The following is a 17,475-nucleotide window of genomic DNA, read 5'->3' as shown; positions in this document are numbered from 1 at the left end:
CCTTAGTTGAGATGCACGGCTCCGCCGCGAATACGATTGGTCCCGCTCGCCTGGCTGGTCAATTGGGTGCCGCGAATGGTCACCCGGCCATCCTTCTCCAGAATGATCGACGCCAGTCCGCAGCGCAGTTCTATGCGCTCTTCGCCGGTGATGACGACACGGTCGCCTTCGCGGATAATCGGCAGTTTCTTGTCCTTGCTGGCAGGATCGACGATGCGTCCGACGACCAATGGACGCGTGGGATCACCATCCTCGAACAGGAGAGCCAGTTCCGAACCGATCGCGGCAACGTCCAGTTCAGTCAGGCTGCGCGCTGCAATCGCCGTCTCGCGCGGATTGCCGACGAAGACCACCAGTGGCGCTCCGCCCTCAAAGCCAATGAGCAGGCCGATTACGACGCCCTCAATGCGATCCAGCACTTTCATGATGAAGCCCTCAATTGTTGTTGATCGTGCTTCCCTTGACGACCACGTCGCCGTCGGCCTTGACGGTAATCTTGCCGCTGCCCTTAAGCGTAATGTCCTTCCCGTCGGCGACAATGGTGCCGTCCTTTTTCATCGTGATCGACGCATCGCCGCATTTGAGCGTGATGGAGTCGCCGGCTTCGATGACCAGATTCTTGCCGACCTTGATCGAACTGTCTTCGGTAATGTCGATGCCGCTGCCCTTGCCGACCTTGAGAGCATGCCCCCCGCCGATTTCGGTGGCATCGTCGGCACCGATATTGGCCGTCCGTGCCTTGCCTATCGTGGACGACTGCGCCCCGCCGACAGTGAAACTCTGATCCGCTCCGACAGTAACGGTTTGCGCCGCACCGATATTCCAACTGTCCTCCGCACCGATATTGTGGCTCTGCCCCGCGCCAACCGTCACCGACCGCGACGCGCCGATGGTGTTCGTCTGGACGGCACCGACACTGCGCGTCTCGGCTGCGCCAACCGAGTCAATGCGCGCCGCGCCGACGGTGATCGTCTGCACCGCGCCCACCGTCTGCGTATGCGCGATGCCGATCGTTTCGGTGGAGTTAGAGCCAATATTGATCGTCTCGTTCGATCCCACCGTTAGCGAGCGATTGACCCCCACCGTCTCGGTGTCGTTGTTTCCGATATCCGTGGTCTGGTCTACGCCGACCTTCACCGTCTTGTTATTGCCGACGTCCTCGTCGAGGTTGTGGCCGACTGAGTGCTTGGCGTCGTGGTCGATGCGGTCGGACTGGTCGTGCTGCACCAGCTTGGTGCGGTCGTTCTTGATCAGAAGGTTGTGATCCTTCTGCGCCTGGAAATTGACCAGTTCGGAGCCGGCCTTGTCCTCGAACATCAGCTCGTTGTAACCGCCGCCGCCTTTCGATGAGTCGGATTTCCAGCCGGATTGCGTGGCGCTGCCCGGCAGTCCGTAGGGCGGCATCTGCGAGGCGTTGTAGACGCGGCCGGTGATGATCGGCAGATCCGGGTCGCCTTCGATGAAGTCGACGATGACCTCCTGGCCGATGCGCGGTATCTGGATGAAGCCCCAGCCGCTGCCGGCCCAGGTCTGCGAAACCCGCACGAAACAAGAACTGTTCTGGTCCTTCTTGCCGAGACGGTCCCAGTGGAACTGGACCTTCACCCGTGCATATTTGTCGGTGAATATTTCCTCGCCGGACGGACCGACCACCGTCGCCGTCTGTGGACCGCGCATGATCGGCCGGGTCGTGACCCGCGGCGGGCGATAGGCCAAGGCGGTCGGCGCCACGCCGAGGATCACCTTGAAGTTCTCGCTTTCGACGTCGGCAAGCGCTCTGTAGCCCGGATCGAACAGCCGGTATTCGGCGCTGACCACCAGATATTCCTGGTTCTGGTCTTCCCTTGGGAAGCCGTCCAGTTTGAACGTGCAGCCGGAATACAGGCCGCGCACGGTGCCGACTGCAGCAATGCGCTGGTGCACGGCCTGGATTTCCTCGCGCCGGATCGCGGCCAGGCTGTCGCCGCGACCGACGTCGAGATGCGCACCGGGCTGGCGGTAATTCTCGCCCGCGGCCAGCTTGTGACTGAACGGCTGGGCGGATTTGGCCATCAGATCGGCGCCCGGCTTCTTGAAATCATAGTCGGTATGGACATAGGCGCCCGGCCGCACTGAGCTGCCTGGAATCCATTCCGTGATGTATTCGACATCGCGCCGGGAACCCTGCCCTTCAAAGTGATAGGGCACCTTTTCATAGCCCGGCGCCGGCTTGAGCTTGTTCATGGCATCGGCCAGCACAAGCGTGTGCTTGCCCTCGTCATGCTCGAAGAAATACAGGATGCCTTCGTGCTCGAGCAGCCGCTGGACGAAATCGAGATCGGTCTCGTCATACTGGACGCAGTACTCACGCGGCGGATAAGACCCTTGCAAGCGCTTCTCGAATTTTGCCGTGCTGTATTTCGAGAAAACCTCCTCGACGATTTCGATGACGCTCATGTTCTGGAAAATACGGCAATCGGTCGTATTGCCGAGAAACCAAAGCCATGGCCTGATGACGGCTTCGTAGTATGCCAGACGGTCCTCGATCCGGGTCAGCCGAAACTCGGAGACAAGGCCGCTGAACCAGCGTTTCGGATCGGATTCACCTTCGATCGAAACAGCACCGCCCAGCATCTTCAGCGGATCGATGTCGGGGCTGCTGCTTACGAACCCGACCGTATAGGCCAAACAACGGCTGATCTCATCGCGCCCGACAAGATGCGTGAAGGTCAACAGATCAGCGCCAACCGGCGTCTGCACAACCGTAGCACGTTCGTTCGGCATGGGTCGTGCCCCCTCCCGCCGCTCGTTTCTGCTTAAGCCTAGCACATGTCTTCCGGCGACCAAAGAGGACCGTTTGGTGACTGCAGCGTGTTCACGTTCAGATTCTCGACTTGAACGCTTCTGTGCCGCCGCGCTCACAAATTGCTGGTATAATGGGGTGTCCTGGGTGAGTTTCCCGACAGGATCGACGGCGATTTTGAATGTTCATCAGGCTGCAGATCAACAATGTCGTCTCGCTGCCCGCCGGTATGTCGACCGGTTACTCCGCTCGTGATCGCAGCTTCGAAATCGGCCGCGAGGCCTGTGACTGGACCTTGCCCGACCCCGACAAGTTCATCTCCGCCCGACACTGTGAAGTTCGTTACGAGGCAGGCGCGTTCTGGCTGTACGATATCTCGCGCAACGGGACCTTCATCAACGGATCGACCCAGCGCATGGCCGGCCCTCACCGGCTCGGTCAAGGCGACCGGTTGCTGATCGGCCGTTATGTCGTCTCCGTTTCGATTGATGACGAGCGCGCCACGGCAGGTCATCCTCGAAGCACCCACGGTTCGACGCAGCGACAAATGCCGATCACGACAGGCCGGCCCGTAGACTTCGGAAACCAGCCTTCCTTCGAGCCGGTGGAGCAACGGCTCGGGCAGAGAGCACCCGTGTCGACGTCGCCCGCGCCTCTCCCTTCGACGAGAGACGAGGTGCTGCGGGAAATCGCGATCGCAGCCGGCATCTCGCCGGAATTGCTTCAATCGCGTGATCCGCATGAAGTTGCTGCTGAAATCGGCGCGGTGCTTCGAACGGTTGTCGAGGAACTGGCCTTGCTGCTGAAGGCACGTGCGGCTGCGAAAATACTGGCCAAGAGCACACATCGGACGATGATCAGCGCTGCCGATAACAATCCCTTGAAGTTCGTCCCGGGAACCGATGACATCCTCGAAATCATGTTCGCACGGCGTAGAGCCGGCTACCTTGATGCCAGGCACAGTGTCGAAGACGCATTCCGCGATCTCAAGACGCACGAATTTGCCACCTATGCAGCCATGCAAGCTGCGCTCTCGCGGCTGCTTGACGATCTGTCGCCTGAGGCGATCGGCAAAAAACTCCCACCCACGTCATTCACATCGAAGAAGAGCCTGGCTTGGGACGCCTTTGTCGCCAAATGGCGGACCATGGAGGAAGCACACGAAAACGGAATGCTGGACATATTCCTCGCCTATTTCAGCGAAGCCTATGCCAAAGCCGACAAGCAAAAATAAGCCGGGGAGATTGAACCTGGCCCATGCCCCGGAAATCGGATTGGTTTGCTGCGCTGACCTTCGGCCGCGGTACGGATCACGCGCCACGTGGAAAGTATTAGAGCATCCTTTGCGAGCCCAAAGATGCGGCGCTGTAGTTGGCGAAGAAAAATCCTTTCGCAGCGCTGCATCTGGTTCCAATCGACCGTTTCTAAGCTTACGATCACTTACGACAGTTCGCCAGCGGGTAAGGCTGATTGACCTGGGGGTCTGCGGCACATGTCATGTTACGGCGGGATAGAATTTTATAGCCGACCTTCCTCCAGACACTGCCCTCGCCAGCAGCGCCTGCATTTCCTGCGCCTGACCAGGGACCGTTTTGCTCGCCTGTGGCGCACACGCAGCAACCAGGTGTGGACGGACGTTTGGCGATGAGCTCGAAGGACGATCCTTTCGGCCCAGCGGGCAAGACCGTCATTCGCGCACCGCGCCGCGCTGAAAAATCAGCGCCCGCTCCTCAGCGGCCCGTTCCCGACAGCGGGCACCCCGGTCCCTCGCGGGTTAAGGATTCAACGATTTTCGATCCGGGTGTCGGTCGGCATGCACCGCCGGGCTGGGCATCGGGAACCGTGATTTATCAGGGTGCAGACCCCGGCGCAGCGGCGGCAACCGGCTCCTTTGCGGCGACGCCGGGCATTGAGCAGGAAATCCTGCTGAATGCCACGGACAGCGTCAGATATTCCGCAGCAAATCAGATCCTCGCTGCGGCCGCTCCTTTGCTGATGCTGTTTGGCCAGCTCAGGCTTATGCCTGTCGAAAGACAGGCGGAACAACTGGCGGAACATGTTGCCGAGGCGATCGAAAAATTCGACCGGACAACGGAGAAAGCCGGTGTTCCCGAAGAAGATGCACGGATCGCAAAATTTGCTCTCTGCGAAACCGCTGACGACCTTGTCGGCAACCTGCCTTGGCCCAAGAAAGACGCCTGGGCGCAGCACAGCATGCTGTCACAGTTCTTCCACGTCGTGCCCACCGGCTCGGGCTTCTACGAAGCGCTGAACAAGGTACTGGCCGCGCCGGAGGCACACTACGACTTGCTTGAATTGATGCATGCCTGCCTGTCGCTGGGGTTCGAAGGCCAGTATCGAGGCCTTACGCGCGAGGACAACAATCTCGAACGCGTTCGACGCGACGTCTACGAGACGCTTCGCTACTTCAGGGCGCGCGCCGACGAAGACATCTCGCCCCACTGGCAAAGCCTGGCGGTTTCAAGCGCACAGTCGTCGACCCGGTTGCCGCTCTGGGTGATTGCGGCCGCAGCGTCGGCACTGCTGACGGCGGCATTCTTCGCATTGCGGGTCTTCATCACCAACGAGGGCGAGGCCCTTGCCGGCAGGTTGCTGGCGCTCGATCCATCGACGCCGATCGCCATAGAACGCGCCAGCGTGGTGCCGTCGGCTGCGCCGGTGAAAGTCGCTCCGCCTGTCGCCACTACCCCCTCTCAGATCGATCGCATCCATGCCGCACTGGCCGAGAATATCGCGCGCGGCGGACTGACCGTCGGCACGCAGGGCAAGTTCATCGTCGTGGAGATCAACAATATCCTGCTGTTCCCGTCCGGAAGGGCCGAGATAAAGCCGGAGTTTGGACCGATCGCCGCAGACATCGCCGCCGCGCTGGAACCGGAGCCCGGACCGATCATGATCGTCGGCCATACGGACAATGTGAAGCCGCGAAAATCGAGCGCGTTCAAATCCAACTTCGACCTTTCCATCGCCCGGGCGAAGGCTGTCGAAGCGATGATGGCGCCGCGGTTCAGCAAGCCTTCCCGGATCACGGTCGACGGCAAGGGCGAAGACGAACCGATCGCCGACAATGCGACGCCGGAAGGCCGCGCCCAGAATCGCCGTGTCGACTTGATGATCCCCAAGGAGGAAACGCTATGAGCACGGCCATTTGGAAGCGCCTATGACGCGTTGGCTGCTGCGGATATTCAGCGCGATCGCGTTGGCCGGTTTCGCGGCAGCCGTCTGGTTTGCCGGACCATTGATCCGCTTTGCCGATACCCGCCCGCTGGCACCCGTCTGGCTCCGCGTGACGATCATCGGCGTGATCGTTGCCATCGTGACGCTGTTCTATGGATTGCGCCTCTGGCAAAAGCGAAAGGCACAAAAAGCGCTCGAGACGATAGTCGCCCACAATGGCGACAAAGATGACGACTCGCAGGTGCTCGAGGCTCGCATGAGTGAGGCCATCGCTGCGCTCAAGCGGTCGAGCGGCAAGCGCAATTTCCTCTACGAGGTCCCCTGGTACGTCGTCATCGGCCCGCCTGGTGCCGGCAAGACAACGGCGTTGGTCAATTCGGGTCTGAATTTTCCGCTTGCCGGTTCGGGGGAGGCCCAGCCGGTGGCCGGCGTTGGCGGGACACGATCCTGCGACTGGTGGTTCACCGACCAGGCGTTGCTGATCGACACCGCCGGACGCTACACGACGCAGGATTCCAACGCGCAGAGCGACAAGAAGAGCTGGCTCGCCTTCTTGTCGCTGCTAAAGAGATACCGCACCAGGCAACCGATAAACGGGGTTATTCTGGCCATCAGCCTTGCCGATCTCATGAGCCTCGATGATCGGCAGCTTGACGTCCATGTCGTTGAAATACGCAGCCGCCTGCGCGAAATCCACGAAACACTGAAAATCCAGTTCCCGGTGTACCTGCTCTTCACCAAGGCCGACCTTGTCGCCGGTTTCATGGATTATTTTGGCGGTTTCGACGAGCAGCGCCGCCGCAAAGTATGGGGCGCGACATTCCAGACTGCCGATCGCAACAAGAACATGGTCGGCGAGGCACCGGCCGAATTCGACGCATTGGCAAAACGCCTGGCGCAGGAGATGGCCGACCGCCTGCAGGAAGAGACCGATCCGGTCGCACGTATAGCCATCTTTGGCTTTCCAGCCCAGTTTGGCGCGCTGAAGGGCCGTATTGCCGGTTTCGTCGCCAGCATATTCGATCCGGCCCGCAGCCAGGTGAACGTCAGCCTGCGTGGACTCTATTTTTCGTCAGGCACGCAGGAGGGAACGCCGATCGACCAGGTGCTGGGCGCAATCGGTCGCAGTTTCGGCAGCGCTTCTCGCGCCCATCTTTCCGGCACTGGCAAAAGCTTCTTCTTGCACGATCTTCTGACCGGCGTCATTTTCGCGGAATCCGGCTGGGTTTCATACGACAAATCGGCTGAAAGACGTGCAGCGATTGCCAGATATGGCGGTCTTGGCGCAATAGCGTTGATCGCTGCCGCGGCTCTGGGCACCTTGGCCCTGAGCTTTACCGCCAACAGGTCGCTGATCACCTCTACAGCGCAAGCTGTAAGCCGGTATCGCGAGACGGCGGACCCGCTGCTCAAGACCCTGACGGTCGCCGACGTAGACCTCGAAAACGTCATTGGCCCGCTCGACCAGTTGCGCGAGCTGCCGGCCGGGTTCGATACCAGTGACTTGCCGACCCCGATCGAGGCGACGTTCGGCCTCAGTCAGCGGGAAAGACTTCTTTCGGCATCAAAAACAGCTTACCGGCAAGCGCTGGAGCGCATGTTCCGTTCGCGCCTGCTGCTTCAGGCCGAACGGACGATCCAGGCCAGGATGGCTGATCCCGCCGCGCTTTACGAACCGCTGAAGATCTACCTGATGCTTGGCGGCAAGGCGCCGAAGGTCGACGACGAGTTGATCGTTTCCTGGATGAGGCAGGATTGGGAGCAGAACCGGTATCCGGGCGAAAACAACCGCGAGGGACGGGCGCAACTCGAAAAGCATCTGCGGGCCATGCTTGCGTTGGACGACGCCTACGATCCGGTTTTCGAACTCAACCAGCCACTTATCGAAGCCGCTCAACGCTCGCTCGGACGCATGAGCCTTGCCGATCGTGCCTCCGCCTTGGTCAAGTCGGCGGTATACGCGGCAGCGCTGGATGATTTTTCCGTCTCCGTGAAAGGCGGCCCGGAAGCGCAGCTGTTGTTCGAGCGTGTCGATGGTGGCGATCTGTCAGGCCTTCGCGTTCCCGGTATCTATACCTATAGCGGCTTCAACAACTTCTATCTCGGACACCTCTCGCGCATTGCGCAGATGCTTGTCGATGACCAGTGGGTTCTCGGCGGCGGCGGCGAGCAAGGTGGCATCGACCAGGAACTGCTTAAACTCGGTCCCGAACTTGTCGATCGCTATGGGAGGGAGTTCGCCGCGGCGTGGAACGGCGTACTCGACAAGCTGAAGTTCAAGGCGATGCTGAAGGACAAGCCGCATTATATCGCGCTGTCCGCTGCCGCGTCACCAACCTCGCCAATCGACCAGCTTTTTACGGCGATCGCCGGCGAAACAGCTCTGACGCGAGAAGCTGGTTCCGGCAAAGATTCCGGCTCCGAGGTCGAAGCCGACATGCTTCAAAACCAGCCGCAGAACGCTGCAGATGTCGCCAGGGGATTGGCCCGCATCGGCCTTCAAGTCGCCAGCGGCAAATCGCAAAGCCGGGCCGGTACAGGGTCCGCTAATGCGCAAAACCAGAATCCTGGGGCGAACGTCGAAGCGCAATTCAGATCATTCCAGGCTTTGGTGAACGGTCCCGCCGGACGCCGCCCAATCGATGCATTGACCCAGAATTTCCGCGACATCTATCAAAGCCTGCAACTGGCGGCCGATGTCCCTTCGCAAACGGAACGCGTCAACATGAATCTGCAGCTGCAGATATCCACCCTTCGCGCCAATGTCTCGCGCCTGCCCAAGCAACTCGCCCGAATGGTCACCGCGACCGCCGACGAGCTTGACGGCAACGTCGCAGAAACCTCGCTAACGAATTTGAACCAGATGCTCGACCAGACGGTCACGCGCGCCTGCGAGGAGATGGTCGAGGGCCGTTATCCTTTCGCCAGCGATGGCTCGGAGGATATTGCGATGGCGGATTTCGCGAAACTGTTCGCTCCAGGCGGAATGATGGACCGGTTCTTCGCACAGAATCTCGCATCGCTGATCGACATGACCGGCCAGGACTGGAACTGGAAACAGGATGCGCGTTTCGGGCGCGACCTGTCGAAGTCGACTTTGAAAAACTTCCAGCTGGCCGCGGAAATCCGCAACGCCTTCTTTCCTTCAGGTGGTTCGGTGCCGTCGGTCAGTGTCACCTTTACGCCGTTTTCACTGCATGGCGATGCCGATACGGCGGAACTCGACGTCGATGGCCAGATTGTCCAAAGCAACCAGGCGGGCAACGCGCCAAGCACGGTGACCTGGCCGAGCGGCATGGCTTCCGCGTCCGCGAGCCTGAGCCTCATTCCGGAAATGCCGGGCCGTGAGTCCGCGATCAAGTTCGACGGTCCGTGGGCACTGAAGCGCCTGCTGGACAAGGCTGATATCACCAGCACCGGCGGCAACACGGAAGCCCGCTTCGTGATCGGCGGACGCGATGTCGCCTATACGGTCCAGACCAGTTCGGACCCCAACCCTCTCTTCCTTCCCGCGCTTTCCGGGTTCAGCTGTCCAAAGGCGTTTTGAGATGACCTTTGCATGTTCCAGTACGGTGAGGCTGTCCATCGGCAACAGATGCGCGGACGTTGATTTCGATACTTTAATATTCGAGCCTGTGGCAAACTGGCGCGAGCGAGCGCCTGACGGTGCGCCGCAGAGGACGCTTGAGAAGCGCTTGGTGGCAAAGTGAACAATGTCGCCCATCCCTTTGAAAGCTTCGGCGTTAGCCACAGAGGCTGTGTCCGCGAGCTCAATGAAGACAGCTATCTGGTCGAGCCGGAAACTGGCTTGTGGGTGGTGGCCGACGGAATGGGTGGACATGATGCCGGGGAAGTCGCTTCGGCCAGTATTGTCGATCATCTGGCAACGATCGGCATTGCAAGCTCTGCACCGGATCTTCGCGCGCGCTTCGAGGACCGGCTGAGCCGGGCCAACGCCGAAATCCGCAGGATATCGGAATCCCGCGGAGTAACCATTGGCTCCACTGTCGCCGCCCTGCTGGCGATGGATGGGCGGTTTGCCTGCCTGTGGGCGGGCGACAGTCGCGTCTATCTGATCCGCAACGCCTCGATCTCCCAGATTTCGAAGGACCATACCGAAGTTCAGGAACTTCTCGACAAGGGCGTGATCAGCGCAGCCGAAGCGCTAACCTGGCCGCGCCGCAACGTTATCACGCATGCGGTCGGCGTCAGCGACGAGATCGTCATTGACTTCCAGCAAGGCGAGATCATGCCGGGCGACATATTTGTGTTGAGCACCGACGGGCTGACAGCGCATGTCACAGACGCCGAGATCGAAGCGGCGGCGGTGTCGGCGACGCCTCAGGCGGCATGCGAAAACCTGCTACAAACGGTGCTGGCGCGCGGGGGAACAGACAATGTCACGATCGTGCTCGTGAAGATTGGAGATGGGCGCAATGGGGCCCGTCCTGATCCTTCCCGAGCGGAAGGTTGAGGCTGATGAGCGCCGACGACAAAACGCGAATATCGCCTAACGTGGCCAACACAGCCGTAGGCACGCAACTCAGCGGCATCTATGAACTAGACGAGCGGATCGCATTCGGTGGCATGGGCGAAGTCTACCGGGGCCACAACATCCAGACCGGCGACCACGTCGCGATCAAGATCGTCTTGCCCGAGTTCGCCCGCGATCAGACGATCCTGTCGCTGTTCCGCAAGGAAGCGTCGATCCTCAATCACCTGTCGCACGACGCGGTCGTGCGATATCACGTCTTCACGATCGACCCCGGCATCGGTCGCCCCTATCTTGCCATGGAATTCGTCGACGGCCAGTCGCTGTTCGATATCATGCGACGTGGCCCGATGCCGACGGAAGACGTGCGCAAGCTCTGCCATCGCCTGGCTTCCGGCCTGAGCGCCGTGCACCAGGCGGGAGCAATACACCGCGACCTCTCCCCGGATAACATCATCCTGCCAGGAGGCCGGGTCGAACGCGCAAAGATCATCGATTTTGGCATCGCTCGGTCGGCGACCGTCGGCGGAGAGACCCTGATCGGCGGAAAGTTCGCGGGAAAGTACAACTACGTTTCTCCCGAACAACTCGGGCTGTACAGCGGCGACGTCAGCGAGCAATCCGACATCTACAGCCTGGGGTTGGTGCTGGCCGCTGCTCTGCGCGGAAAACCGATCGACATGGGCGGCTCCCAGTTCGAGATCGTGGAAAAACGCCGAACCGTTCCGGACCTGTCAGACATCGACGGCGATTTTCGTGGAATTGTCGAAGCCATGCTGCAGCCGGATCCACAAGACCGGCCGATCAGCATGGCGGACATCGCCAGGGTGACACGTGACGATACGGACGAGGAGACAACGCCGCCAACGTCGATCACACCGCGCGACCGGACGGGTTTGCTGCGAGCGGGGGGGACCGCCGCGCCTGGCCCCAAGCTCCCAAGTCAGCCTCCGGCGGCTCCCGGTGAACAGCGCTTCGTTCCACATGTCCGGCCGGCGCTTCTGTCCGAACCACGGCCTTCGCCAGTTGCCGGTCCTCGGGCAGTTTTGCCAAAGGTCCCTGCAAAGTCCGCCAAGACCCGATCGATCGCGATCGCTGCCTTGGCGTCATTAGCTGTCGCGTCCGGTGCAGGCATCTATCTGAGCGGCTTGATGACGCCTTCCACGCCGACCGCCGGCGATACATCGTTTTTGTCTCCAAAAGCATCACAACCGGCCCCGACGGACAGTGCTGCAAATTCGCCGGGCGATGAGCCGGCAAAGGCAGTTCCACCTGAGCAGTCACAAACAGAAGCCACTGCGCCGCCAGCTGAAAATCAGGCAGGTGCCGCGGCGGATCAAAAGTTGGAGCCGACACGGCCCGCCGAAGTCCTCTCACCAACCGAGGAAACCCCGGAACCGGCGGCATCCGAGGAAACCTCGGAGCCGGCGGCATCCGAGGAAACTTCGGAGCCGGCGCCAGCCGAGCCGCTGTCGCCAGCTGAAAATCAGGCAGATGCCGAGGCGCAAAAGTTGGAGCCGGCACGGCCCGCCGAAGTCCTCTCACCAACCGAGGAAGCGTCGGAGCCGGCGGCATCCGAAGAAACCCCGGAGCCGGCGGCAGCCGAGGCACAACCACCGCCGGCAATTCAGCCGGATAGCGTGACCAGCGACAGCCAGCAAGGCGTTCCGCCGCGCGTCCAGGTCGCGCCGGTGGCGCCGGCCGACAAAGTCTCACCGCCCCCAGCGGTCCAGCCCGACGTGATGGAGAAGCCCGAGCAGCCGGCCAGCCAGCAGGCCACCACCCAGGTGCCTGACCCCGCGGCAGGCCAGGCGGACGACGCGAGCGCAAAGGGGCAACAGGACGAACCGGCGGCAGGCAAACAGCCGGACGGGCCCGCCATCGCCTTGAACGTGCCGAAACCGGAACTAGAGCTGCCGCGGAAAAATGCCCTCGACAAGGCCGCGCAACGGGTCTCCTGGGTGCGCGAGTTCAACGGCGGCGACTGTTTCTATGCGACGTTGACGTCGGCAACCGAGACGGCCGTCGCAATCGAAGGATTGGGCACAGAGGTTCAGCCCTTCGAACGAATGTTGTCCGATTTCCAGGCAAGATTCCATGTCGAACCGGACATCAGCGTCCGCCTCATTGAACCGGCTCAATGCGAAGTCACAAACTTTCTGCGTTTTGTGGACCAGACGGCAGCTGACAAGCCTCAACTTGTTCTCGATCGAACGACGGTGCCGAGCGGCTCGCCGATCGGCGGCACGCTGGTGACGCGTGGCGGCCTCATTTCCAGCGTGCTGCTGATCGACCACAGGGGTATGGCATTCAACCTCGACGGTCGTATCTTGGCGCAAGCCGACAAGGCCACCTTCAACTTTCCGATCGATCTCGGCGCAGCCGACAAGGCGGCCGGCAAGATCGTACCGCAGATCATAATGGTCATCACGGGTCCTCAGGATATTCAGGCTGCGGCGTTCTCCTCGCCGACACCAGCCGCGCTGCTGTTGCCCAGAATTCTCGAAGAGATCGAGACCACCCGATCTGAGTTCTCCGCGACTGCAAAGTACTTCCGGCTCGGCGGATAGCATGAACGCCGATGGACCGCCGCCGCTCGCGTTTTTCCTTCCCGACCGCTGCCCCGCCGAGAAATCTGCGTGACCGGCTTCGCGGCCTGCTTACCCTGAGAGGCCGTATCAGACTTACGGTCATCTCGGGCGCGACATTGCTGGCTCTCCTGTCGTCCAACGAAGCGCGTGCCGAATTCACCGTCTGCAATCAGACGCTCGACGTCGTTAATCTCGCTGTCGGCCAAAAGGTCGACAATGCGGACCAGACCGATGGCTGGTGGACCATCGGCGCAAATCAGTGCGTGAACGTGATCCGCGAGGAACTCACCAACCGCTACATTTACATCTATGCGACGGACGTTTTTGGCCATGCAACCCTGAACGGGTCGACCGAAATGTGCATCGACCGGCGGCGTTTTTCGATACGCGGCATCGATGAATGCTGGCAGCGCGGCCATATCGCCGCACGATTTCTCGAAGTCGATACGCTTGAACAGGCGCGGTGGACCTTTTTCCTGACCGGAAGCAATCCGTGACGCACAGTATCGACACAAGCTTCAGGTTGAAAAAGCAGGCGCGCGCCGCCCTGCGCAGACGCAGGCTCTGGCGCAGACTCCTTGCCGGTCTTGCTGTGGTTGTCCTGTTGTCGATCGCTGCCGGCTTCTATCTCACCGCGGACTATTGGTCGTTTGGTGATGAAGATGAGGAGTTGCACGCGGTCGAGGGAACCGACGATGTGCCAGCCGATGCATCGGTCTATGTGCCTGCCATCATCGATCTCGCAGGCGACCCGATGTGGATCACCCTTGCGCCCGACACCGGCGCCGCAACAAAAAGCCAAGTGATCCCGCGCCCGGCAGAACTCGATCAGGCTGGAGTTTCTCCCCAGATCGAAGTTCTGTCTGACGTGATGCTTAGCGCCAGCGAAAAATTCATGACAACGATACCGTCCACGCAAGAAGATTTCGCATTCTTCCAGGCACAGCGACAGGCCGCGCCGGCGCCATCCAACGATCTGCAAAACGATGTTCAGCCACCGCCCGTTCTAAACGAGGCTCCGGTTGCTTCGGACCCGCAGGTGGACGCCGATGATGCCGAAGCAGGTTGGGGCGAAACAATCGATGCAGGCGAGGCAGCCCTTCCCGCGTTCCGGAAAACCCAGATCGAAAACAACACAAGCGTTGCAAATGTCACCAGCGAATATCAACGATACGAGGCTACCGAGGACACGTTCGTAAAGATTCTCAACGACCGCAGCTTGGACAGCGTTGCCCTGGATGCGCGTTTCTCCGCCGAGGATGCCAAGCTGGCAGGCGAAGCCCTGAATGTGCTTTTCAATCGGGAAAGCCTTGAGCCGGGTTATGTCGTCGCCATGCGCGGTTTCAGGCCGGCGCGCGAGACGACAACCATGTCCCTTATGCAGGTTTCGATCTACGCCAAGAACGTATTTGTCGGCACGCTGACCCGCGATGCCGCTGGTGTGTTTGTGTCTGGTGTGGACCCCTGGGTCCGCGAAGACCTTTTCAACTATTCGGGTGCGCAGGCGCAAGGCACGCACAAAAGGCAATACCGGCTGCTCGACGCAATCTACTCGACGGCGGCACGCAACAAAGTCCCGACCGGCGTGATCGGAGAAGCGATCATGTATCTTTCGCGAGGACAGGATCTGGATGCCTTCGCCAGCGAAGACCAGCGGTTGGTCCTGATCTATTCGCAAAGGCCACGCGGCAAGGAAGAGACGGCCGGACGGGTGCTGTATGTTGGCGTCCAGGGTAGCGAAAAAAGCCTCGACTGTTTCGTCTTCCAGCAGACCGACGGCCAGTTTGCATGCGTTAGCGGCGACGATCAGGTTCGCTCGCTGACAGTCACCAACGGCATGGTTACCCCGGTCAACGGGGTCATGACGTCCACCTTCGGCCCACGCAAGCACCCAATCCTCGGGACTGTCCGCATTCACAAGGGCGTGGATTGGGCGGCGCCTTTGGGTACGCCGATTGCAGCCGCCTTCGACGGCGAAGTCGTTTTTCAAGGCGATGGAGGGGGTTACGGCAACCTGGTGAAGATTTCGCACGGAAACGGGCGCGAGACGCGCTATGCGCATATGCAGAAATTCGCGGTCAAGGGCGGTGTCGGCGCGAAGGTGAAGGCAGGCGATATCATTGGTTACATCGGCACTACCGGTCTTTCGACTGGGCCGCACCTGCATTTCGAACTCTATCGCAACGGCGAGGCGATCGATCCCCTGGGTACGGTTACCGCCATCGCAACGGATGATTCCGCTGTCGAAACGCTGACCGACCGTATCGTTCAAGTCGAGAGTGGCGGCAGCGCCCGCGCCAAGAACCCACTTTCTTCGGCGACCGGCGCCGGTCAGTTCATAACGAAGACCTGGATCAGGATGATGAACACCTACCGTCCCGAACTTGCGCGGACACTGTCAACCGCCGACCTGCTTGCTCTGCGTTATGACGCAACCATCTCGCGCGAGATGGTCAGCAATCTGGCGCGCGAAGGCGAAGCTTATCTTCGGGCGCGCGGCCACCAGATCACAGCCGGCCGGCTTTATCTCTGTCATTTCCTGGGGATGGAAGGCGCCCATCAAGTGTTGTCGTCGCCGGGTTCGGTGCAATTGAGCGCCGTGCTCGGGTCGGCCGTCATTCAAGCCAACCCGTTTCTCACCGGCAAGTCCGCCAGCTATGTCGTGAGCTGGGCCGAAAGGAAAATGGGGCGGAAGCTGAGCCCGGCGATGGTTGAAGTGAGCCAACGGACAACGACAACGACGGAAGTCCGGCAGACATCGCCCGAGTTCGAAAAATACAAGCAGGCGATCACGACTATGGTGAGTTCCGTTCAGAATGCGCTTTGAGCCAGCGCATGGCCCGGAAATCGGAATCGGTTTGCTGCGCTGACCTTCGGTTCGCGTCGAAAGGGACGCGCGGGTCTTAGTCCAGCGCACCCGCTCCAGCTACTCAGTCCTTATCCGCATTTCCACCCGGCGGTTTACCGGATCGAATGGGTTGGGGCTGCGCGGATTCGCTTCGCCCAAGCCTGTCGCTTTGATGCGGGCAGGATCGATGCCGTTAGAGGTCAGGAAGGTTGTTACCGATCTGGCTCTTCGTTCCGAAAGTCCCTCGTTGTAATCAGCCGAGCCGGTTGCATCGGTGTGACCCTCAACAACGAAGTTCAGAGTGCTCAGTCGGCTGTCCTTCAACGCCTTGGCGAACTCGTCCAGTTCAGCGCGCGCAGTCGCATCGAGTTCCGCAGAATCCAGGCCGAAATTGATCAGCATGTCGAGGCTGGTTTTTTCGGCAGGCGCTTGCTTGTTCTTGCTGTTGCACTCTTCCTCGGTGCCGACGCAAATTCCACGCGACGGGCCGAACTCGCTCGCCCCGTCAAAAAACTTCACGATGTCTTCTGATTTCTGAAGCGGATCAGCAAAAGCGTGGGTCGAAAAAACCGCGACCGTAAACACGAAGGCTAAACTGCCCAACTGCATGACGGTTACTCCCGTTTGAGCATCCGATCTTGTCGGCTGCGGATTATACCAAATCCCCAAGCGATTGTCTGTCAATAAACGTCAAGCATACGGGTGGTGGAGGGCAGTTGCATCTTGCCAGGGACTGGAGACTTGACCCGCGCCCTGTCCAGGGCTTCAGTGTCGATTGTTCCCTGGGGAAAGCGTGGCGGCCATGGCCAATGAGCTTCGATTCAAAACGGCACGGGATCTTTTCATGGCCTGCCCCGCTGTTTCCAGGGACATGGTGGCACTTCCGACCGAACAGCCTTCAATCGAATTTTGCCGCGCCCTGCTTGCCGGGCGGGTGCCCGAGGAGGCGATTACGTTCTGTGCCTATCTGCTTCCCGAGCGGGCTGCGGTGTGGTGGGCGCATGAATGCCTGAGCCATCTCACCGTTCTGCTCGACCGCGGGGATCAGGAGTTGCTTGCGCTTGTTCGTGACTGGGTCAGCGAACCGGATAGCCCTCACCATCGCCCAGAAATGAGCAAGGCTGCGGCAATGCCGCCAACAACGCCGGCCGCCTGGATTGCCCTGGCTGCAGGACGGCATGGCAACGGTTCGGCTATGGAGGCGTCAGCGGTAGCGGCCTTGCAGCCAATACCTCCCGCCCGCGCTGTGAGTGCGGGGGTTCTCGCCGGATTGGCACGCGTTGCACTAGAGGACCGCTTTTCAGTTCTTTCCGCGTTTGTCGAAATGGGCATTCAGATGGCGGAGATCGAGGCGCTGCGCCAATCAGCGGATGCGAATTAGACCGTAGCCCGGATCCGCGAGCGGGATACGTTCAAATTGAACTGAGCATCCGGCTCTATCTGTTTGATTTAGCCGCATTCCTGCGACGCCAAGTGATTCCACTTGGCCGTAAATGCTCTAATTACTTGGCTTACTTGCAGCCGCCATTCAGCGCTATCCTCCCCAGCCGCCTCCTCCTCCGCC

General features: G+C 60.5%; 11 protein-coding genes. 8 read left to right on the top strand and 3 right to left on the bottom strand.

The genetic code is table 11. The features are described from left to right. Positions 1-2 precede the first annotated feature (2 nt). Positions 3-425, bottom strand: a complete 423-nt coding sequence (locus CIT26_RS06605; RefSeq protein ID WP_425350323.1) for a DUF6484 domain-containing protein — start codon at positions 423-425, stop codon at positions 3-5. A 10-nt stretch (positions 426-435) separates the two neighbouring features. After that, the gene (locus tag CIT26_RS06600; protein ID WP_095491816.1) at positions 436-2,763 is read right to left on the bottom strand and encodes a type VI secretion system Vgr family protein; all 2,328 of its coding nucleotides are present in this window, start codon (positions 2,761-2,763) and stop codon (positions 436-438) included. 200 nt (positions 2,764-2,963) lie between these two features. On the opposite strand from CIT26_RS06600, the gene tagH reads away from it, so the two are divergent. The 7 genes from tagH (at position 2,964) to CIT26_RS06565 (ending at position 15,890) form a co-directional block, all read left to right on the top strand. Next, the gene (tagH, locus tag CIT26_RS06595; protein ID WP_095491815.1) at positions 2,964-4,016 is read left to right on the top strand and encodes a type VI secretion system-associated FHA domain protein TagH; all 1,053 of its coding nucleotides are present in this window, start codon (positions 2,964-2,966) and stop codon (positions 4,014-4,016) included. Positions 4,017-4,426: 410 nt separating this feature from the next. Further along, positions 4,427-5,941: a type VI secretion system protein TssL, long form gene (gene tssL / locus CIT26_RS06590; RefSeq protein ID WP_095491814.1), complete on the top strand. Its 1,515-nt coding sequence runs from the start codon at positions 4,427-4,429 to the stop codon at positions 5,939-5,941. A gap of 22 nt (positions 5,942-5,963) precedes the next feature. Further along, on the top strand, positions 5,964-9,527 hold the full coding sequence (tssM, locus tag CIT26_RS06585) for a type VI secretion system membrane subunit TssM (protein WP_095491813.1): 3,564 nt from the start codon (positions 5,964-5,966) through the stop codon (positions 9,525-9,527). 159 nt (positions 9,528-9,686) lie between these two features. Further along, positions 9,687-10,454 carry a PP2C family protein-serine/threonine phosphatase gene (locus CIT26_RS06580; RefSeq protein ID WP_095491812.1) on the top strand — a complete coding sequence of 256 codons (768 nt, stop codon included), beginning with the start codon at positions 9,687-9,689 and terminating at the stop codon, positions 10,452-10,454. Positions 10,455-10,459: 5 nt separating this feature from the next. Further along, positions 10,460-13,042 (top strand): serine/threonine-protein kinase, encoded by a 2,583-nt coding sequence (locus CIT26_RS06575; protein WP_095491811.1) that lies wholly within the window; start codon positions 10,460-10,462, stop codon positions 13,040-13,042. An 11-nt stretch (positions 13,043-13,053) separates the two neighbouring features. Beyond that, positions 13,054-13,560 (top strand): DUF1036 domain-containing protein, encoded by a 507-nt coding sequence (locus CIT26_RS06570; protein WP_167391306.1) that lies wholly within the window; start codon positions 13,054-13,056, stop codon positions 13,558-13,560. After that, positions 13,557-15,890, top strand: coding sequence for a M23 family metallopeptidase (locus CIT26_RS06565; RefSeq protein WP_095491810.1), 2,334 nt, complete (start codon positions 13,557-13,559; stop codon positions 15,888-15,890). Before CIT26_RS06570 ends, CIT26_RS06565 begins: the two co-directional genes overlap by 4 nt. Before the next feature lie 99 nt (positions 15,891-15,989). Here CIT26_RS06565 and CIT26_RS06560 read toward each other — a convergent pair whose 3' ends face one another. Next, a complete protein-coding gene (locus CIT26_RS06560) occupies positions 15,990-16,520 on the bottom strand; it encodes an OmpA family protein (RefSeq protein ID WP_095491809.1) in 531 nt (176 codons plus the stop codon). A gap of 193 nt (positions 16,521-16,713) precedes the next feature. Here CIT26_RS06560 and CIT26_RS06555 point away from each other — a divergent pair, with 193 nt between their 5' ends. Continuing rightward, entirely contained in the window at positions 16,714-17,292 is a 579-nt protein-coding gene (locus tag CIT26_RS06555; protein ID WP_095491808.1) for a DUF6931 family protein, read from the top strand. The last annotated feature ends 183 nt before the right edge of the window (positions 17,293-17,475 follow it).

The sequence above is a fragment of the Mesorhizobium temperatum genome, from assembly GCF_002284575.1.
Taxonomy (GTDB): Bacteria; Pseudomonadota; Alphaproteobacteria; order Rhizobiales; family Rhizobiaceae; genus Mesorhizobium; species Mesorhizobium temperatum.
This window is presented reverse-complemented; position numbering and strand designations above follow the sequence as displayed.

Coding starts and splice junctions, on each gene's coding strand:
- CIT26_RS06605 (WP_425350323.1), bottom strand. CDS start 425: ATGAAAGTGCTGGATCGCATTGAGGGCGTCGTAATCGGCCTGCTCATT.
- CIT26_RS06600 (WP_095491816.1), bottom strand. CDS start 2,763: ATGCCGAACGAACGTGCTACGGTTGTGCAGACGCCGGTTGGCGCTGAT.
- tagH (WP_095491815.1), top strand. CDS start 2,964: ATGTTCATCAGGCTGCAGATCAACAATGTCGTCTCGCTGCCCGCCGGT.
- tssL (WP_095491814.1), top strand. CDS start 4,427: ATGAGCTCGAAGGACGATCCTTTCGGCCCAGCGGGCAAGACCGTCATT.
- tssM (WP_095491813.1), top strand. CDS start 5,964: ATGACGCGTTGGCTGCTGCGGATATTCAGCGCGATCGCGTTGGCCGGT.
- CIT26_RS06575 (WP_095491811.1), top strand. CDS start 10,460: ATGAGCGCCGACGACAAAACGCGAATATCGCCTAACGTGGCCAACACA.
- CIT26_RS06570 (WP_167391306.1), top strand. CDS start 13,054: ATGGACCGCCGCCGCTCGCGTTTTTCCTTCCCGACCGCTGCCCCGCCG.
- CIT26_RS06560 (WP_095491809.1), bottom strand. CDS start 16,520: ATGCAGTTGGGCAGTTTAGCCTTCGTGTTTACGGTCGCGGTTTTTTCG.
- CIT26_RS06555 (WP_095491808.1), top strand. CDS start 16,714: ATGGCCAATGAGCTTCGATTCAAAACGGCACGGGATCTTTTCATGGCC.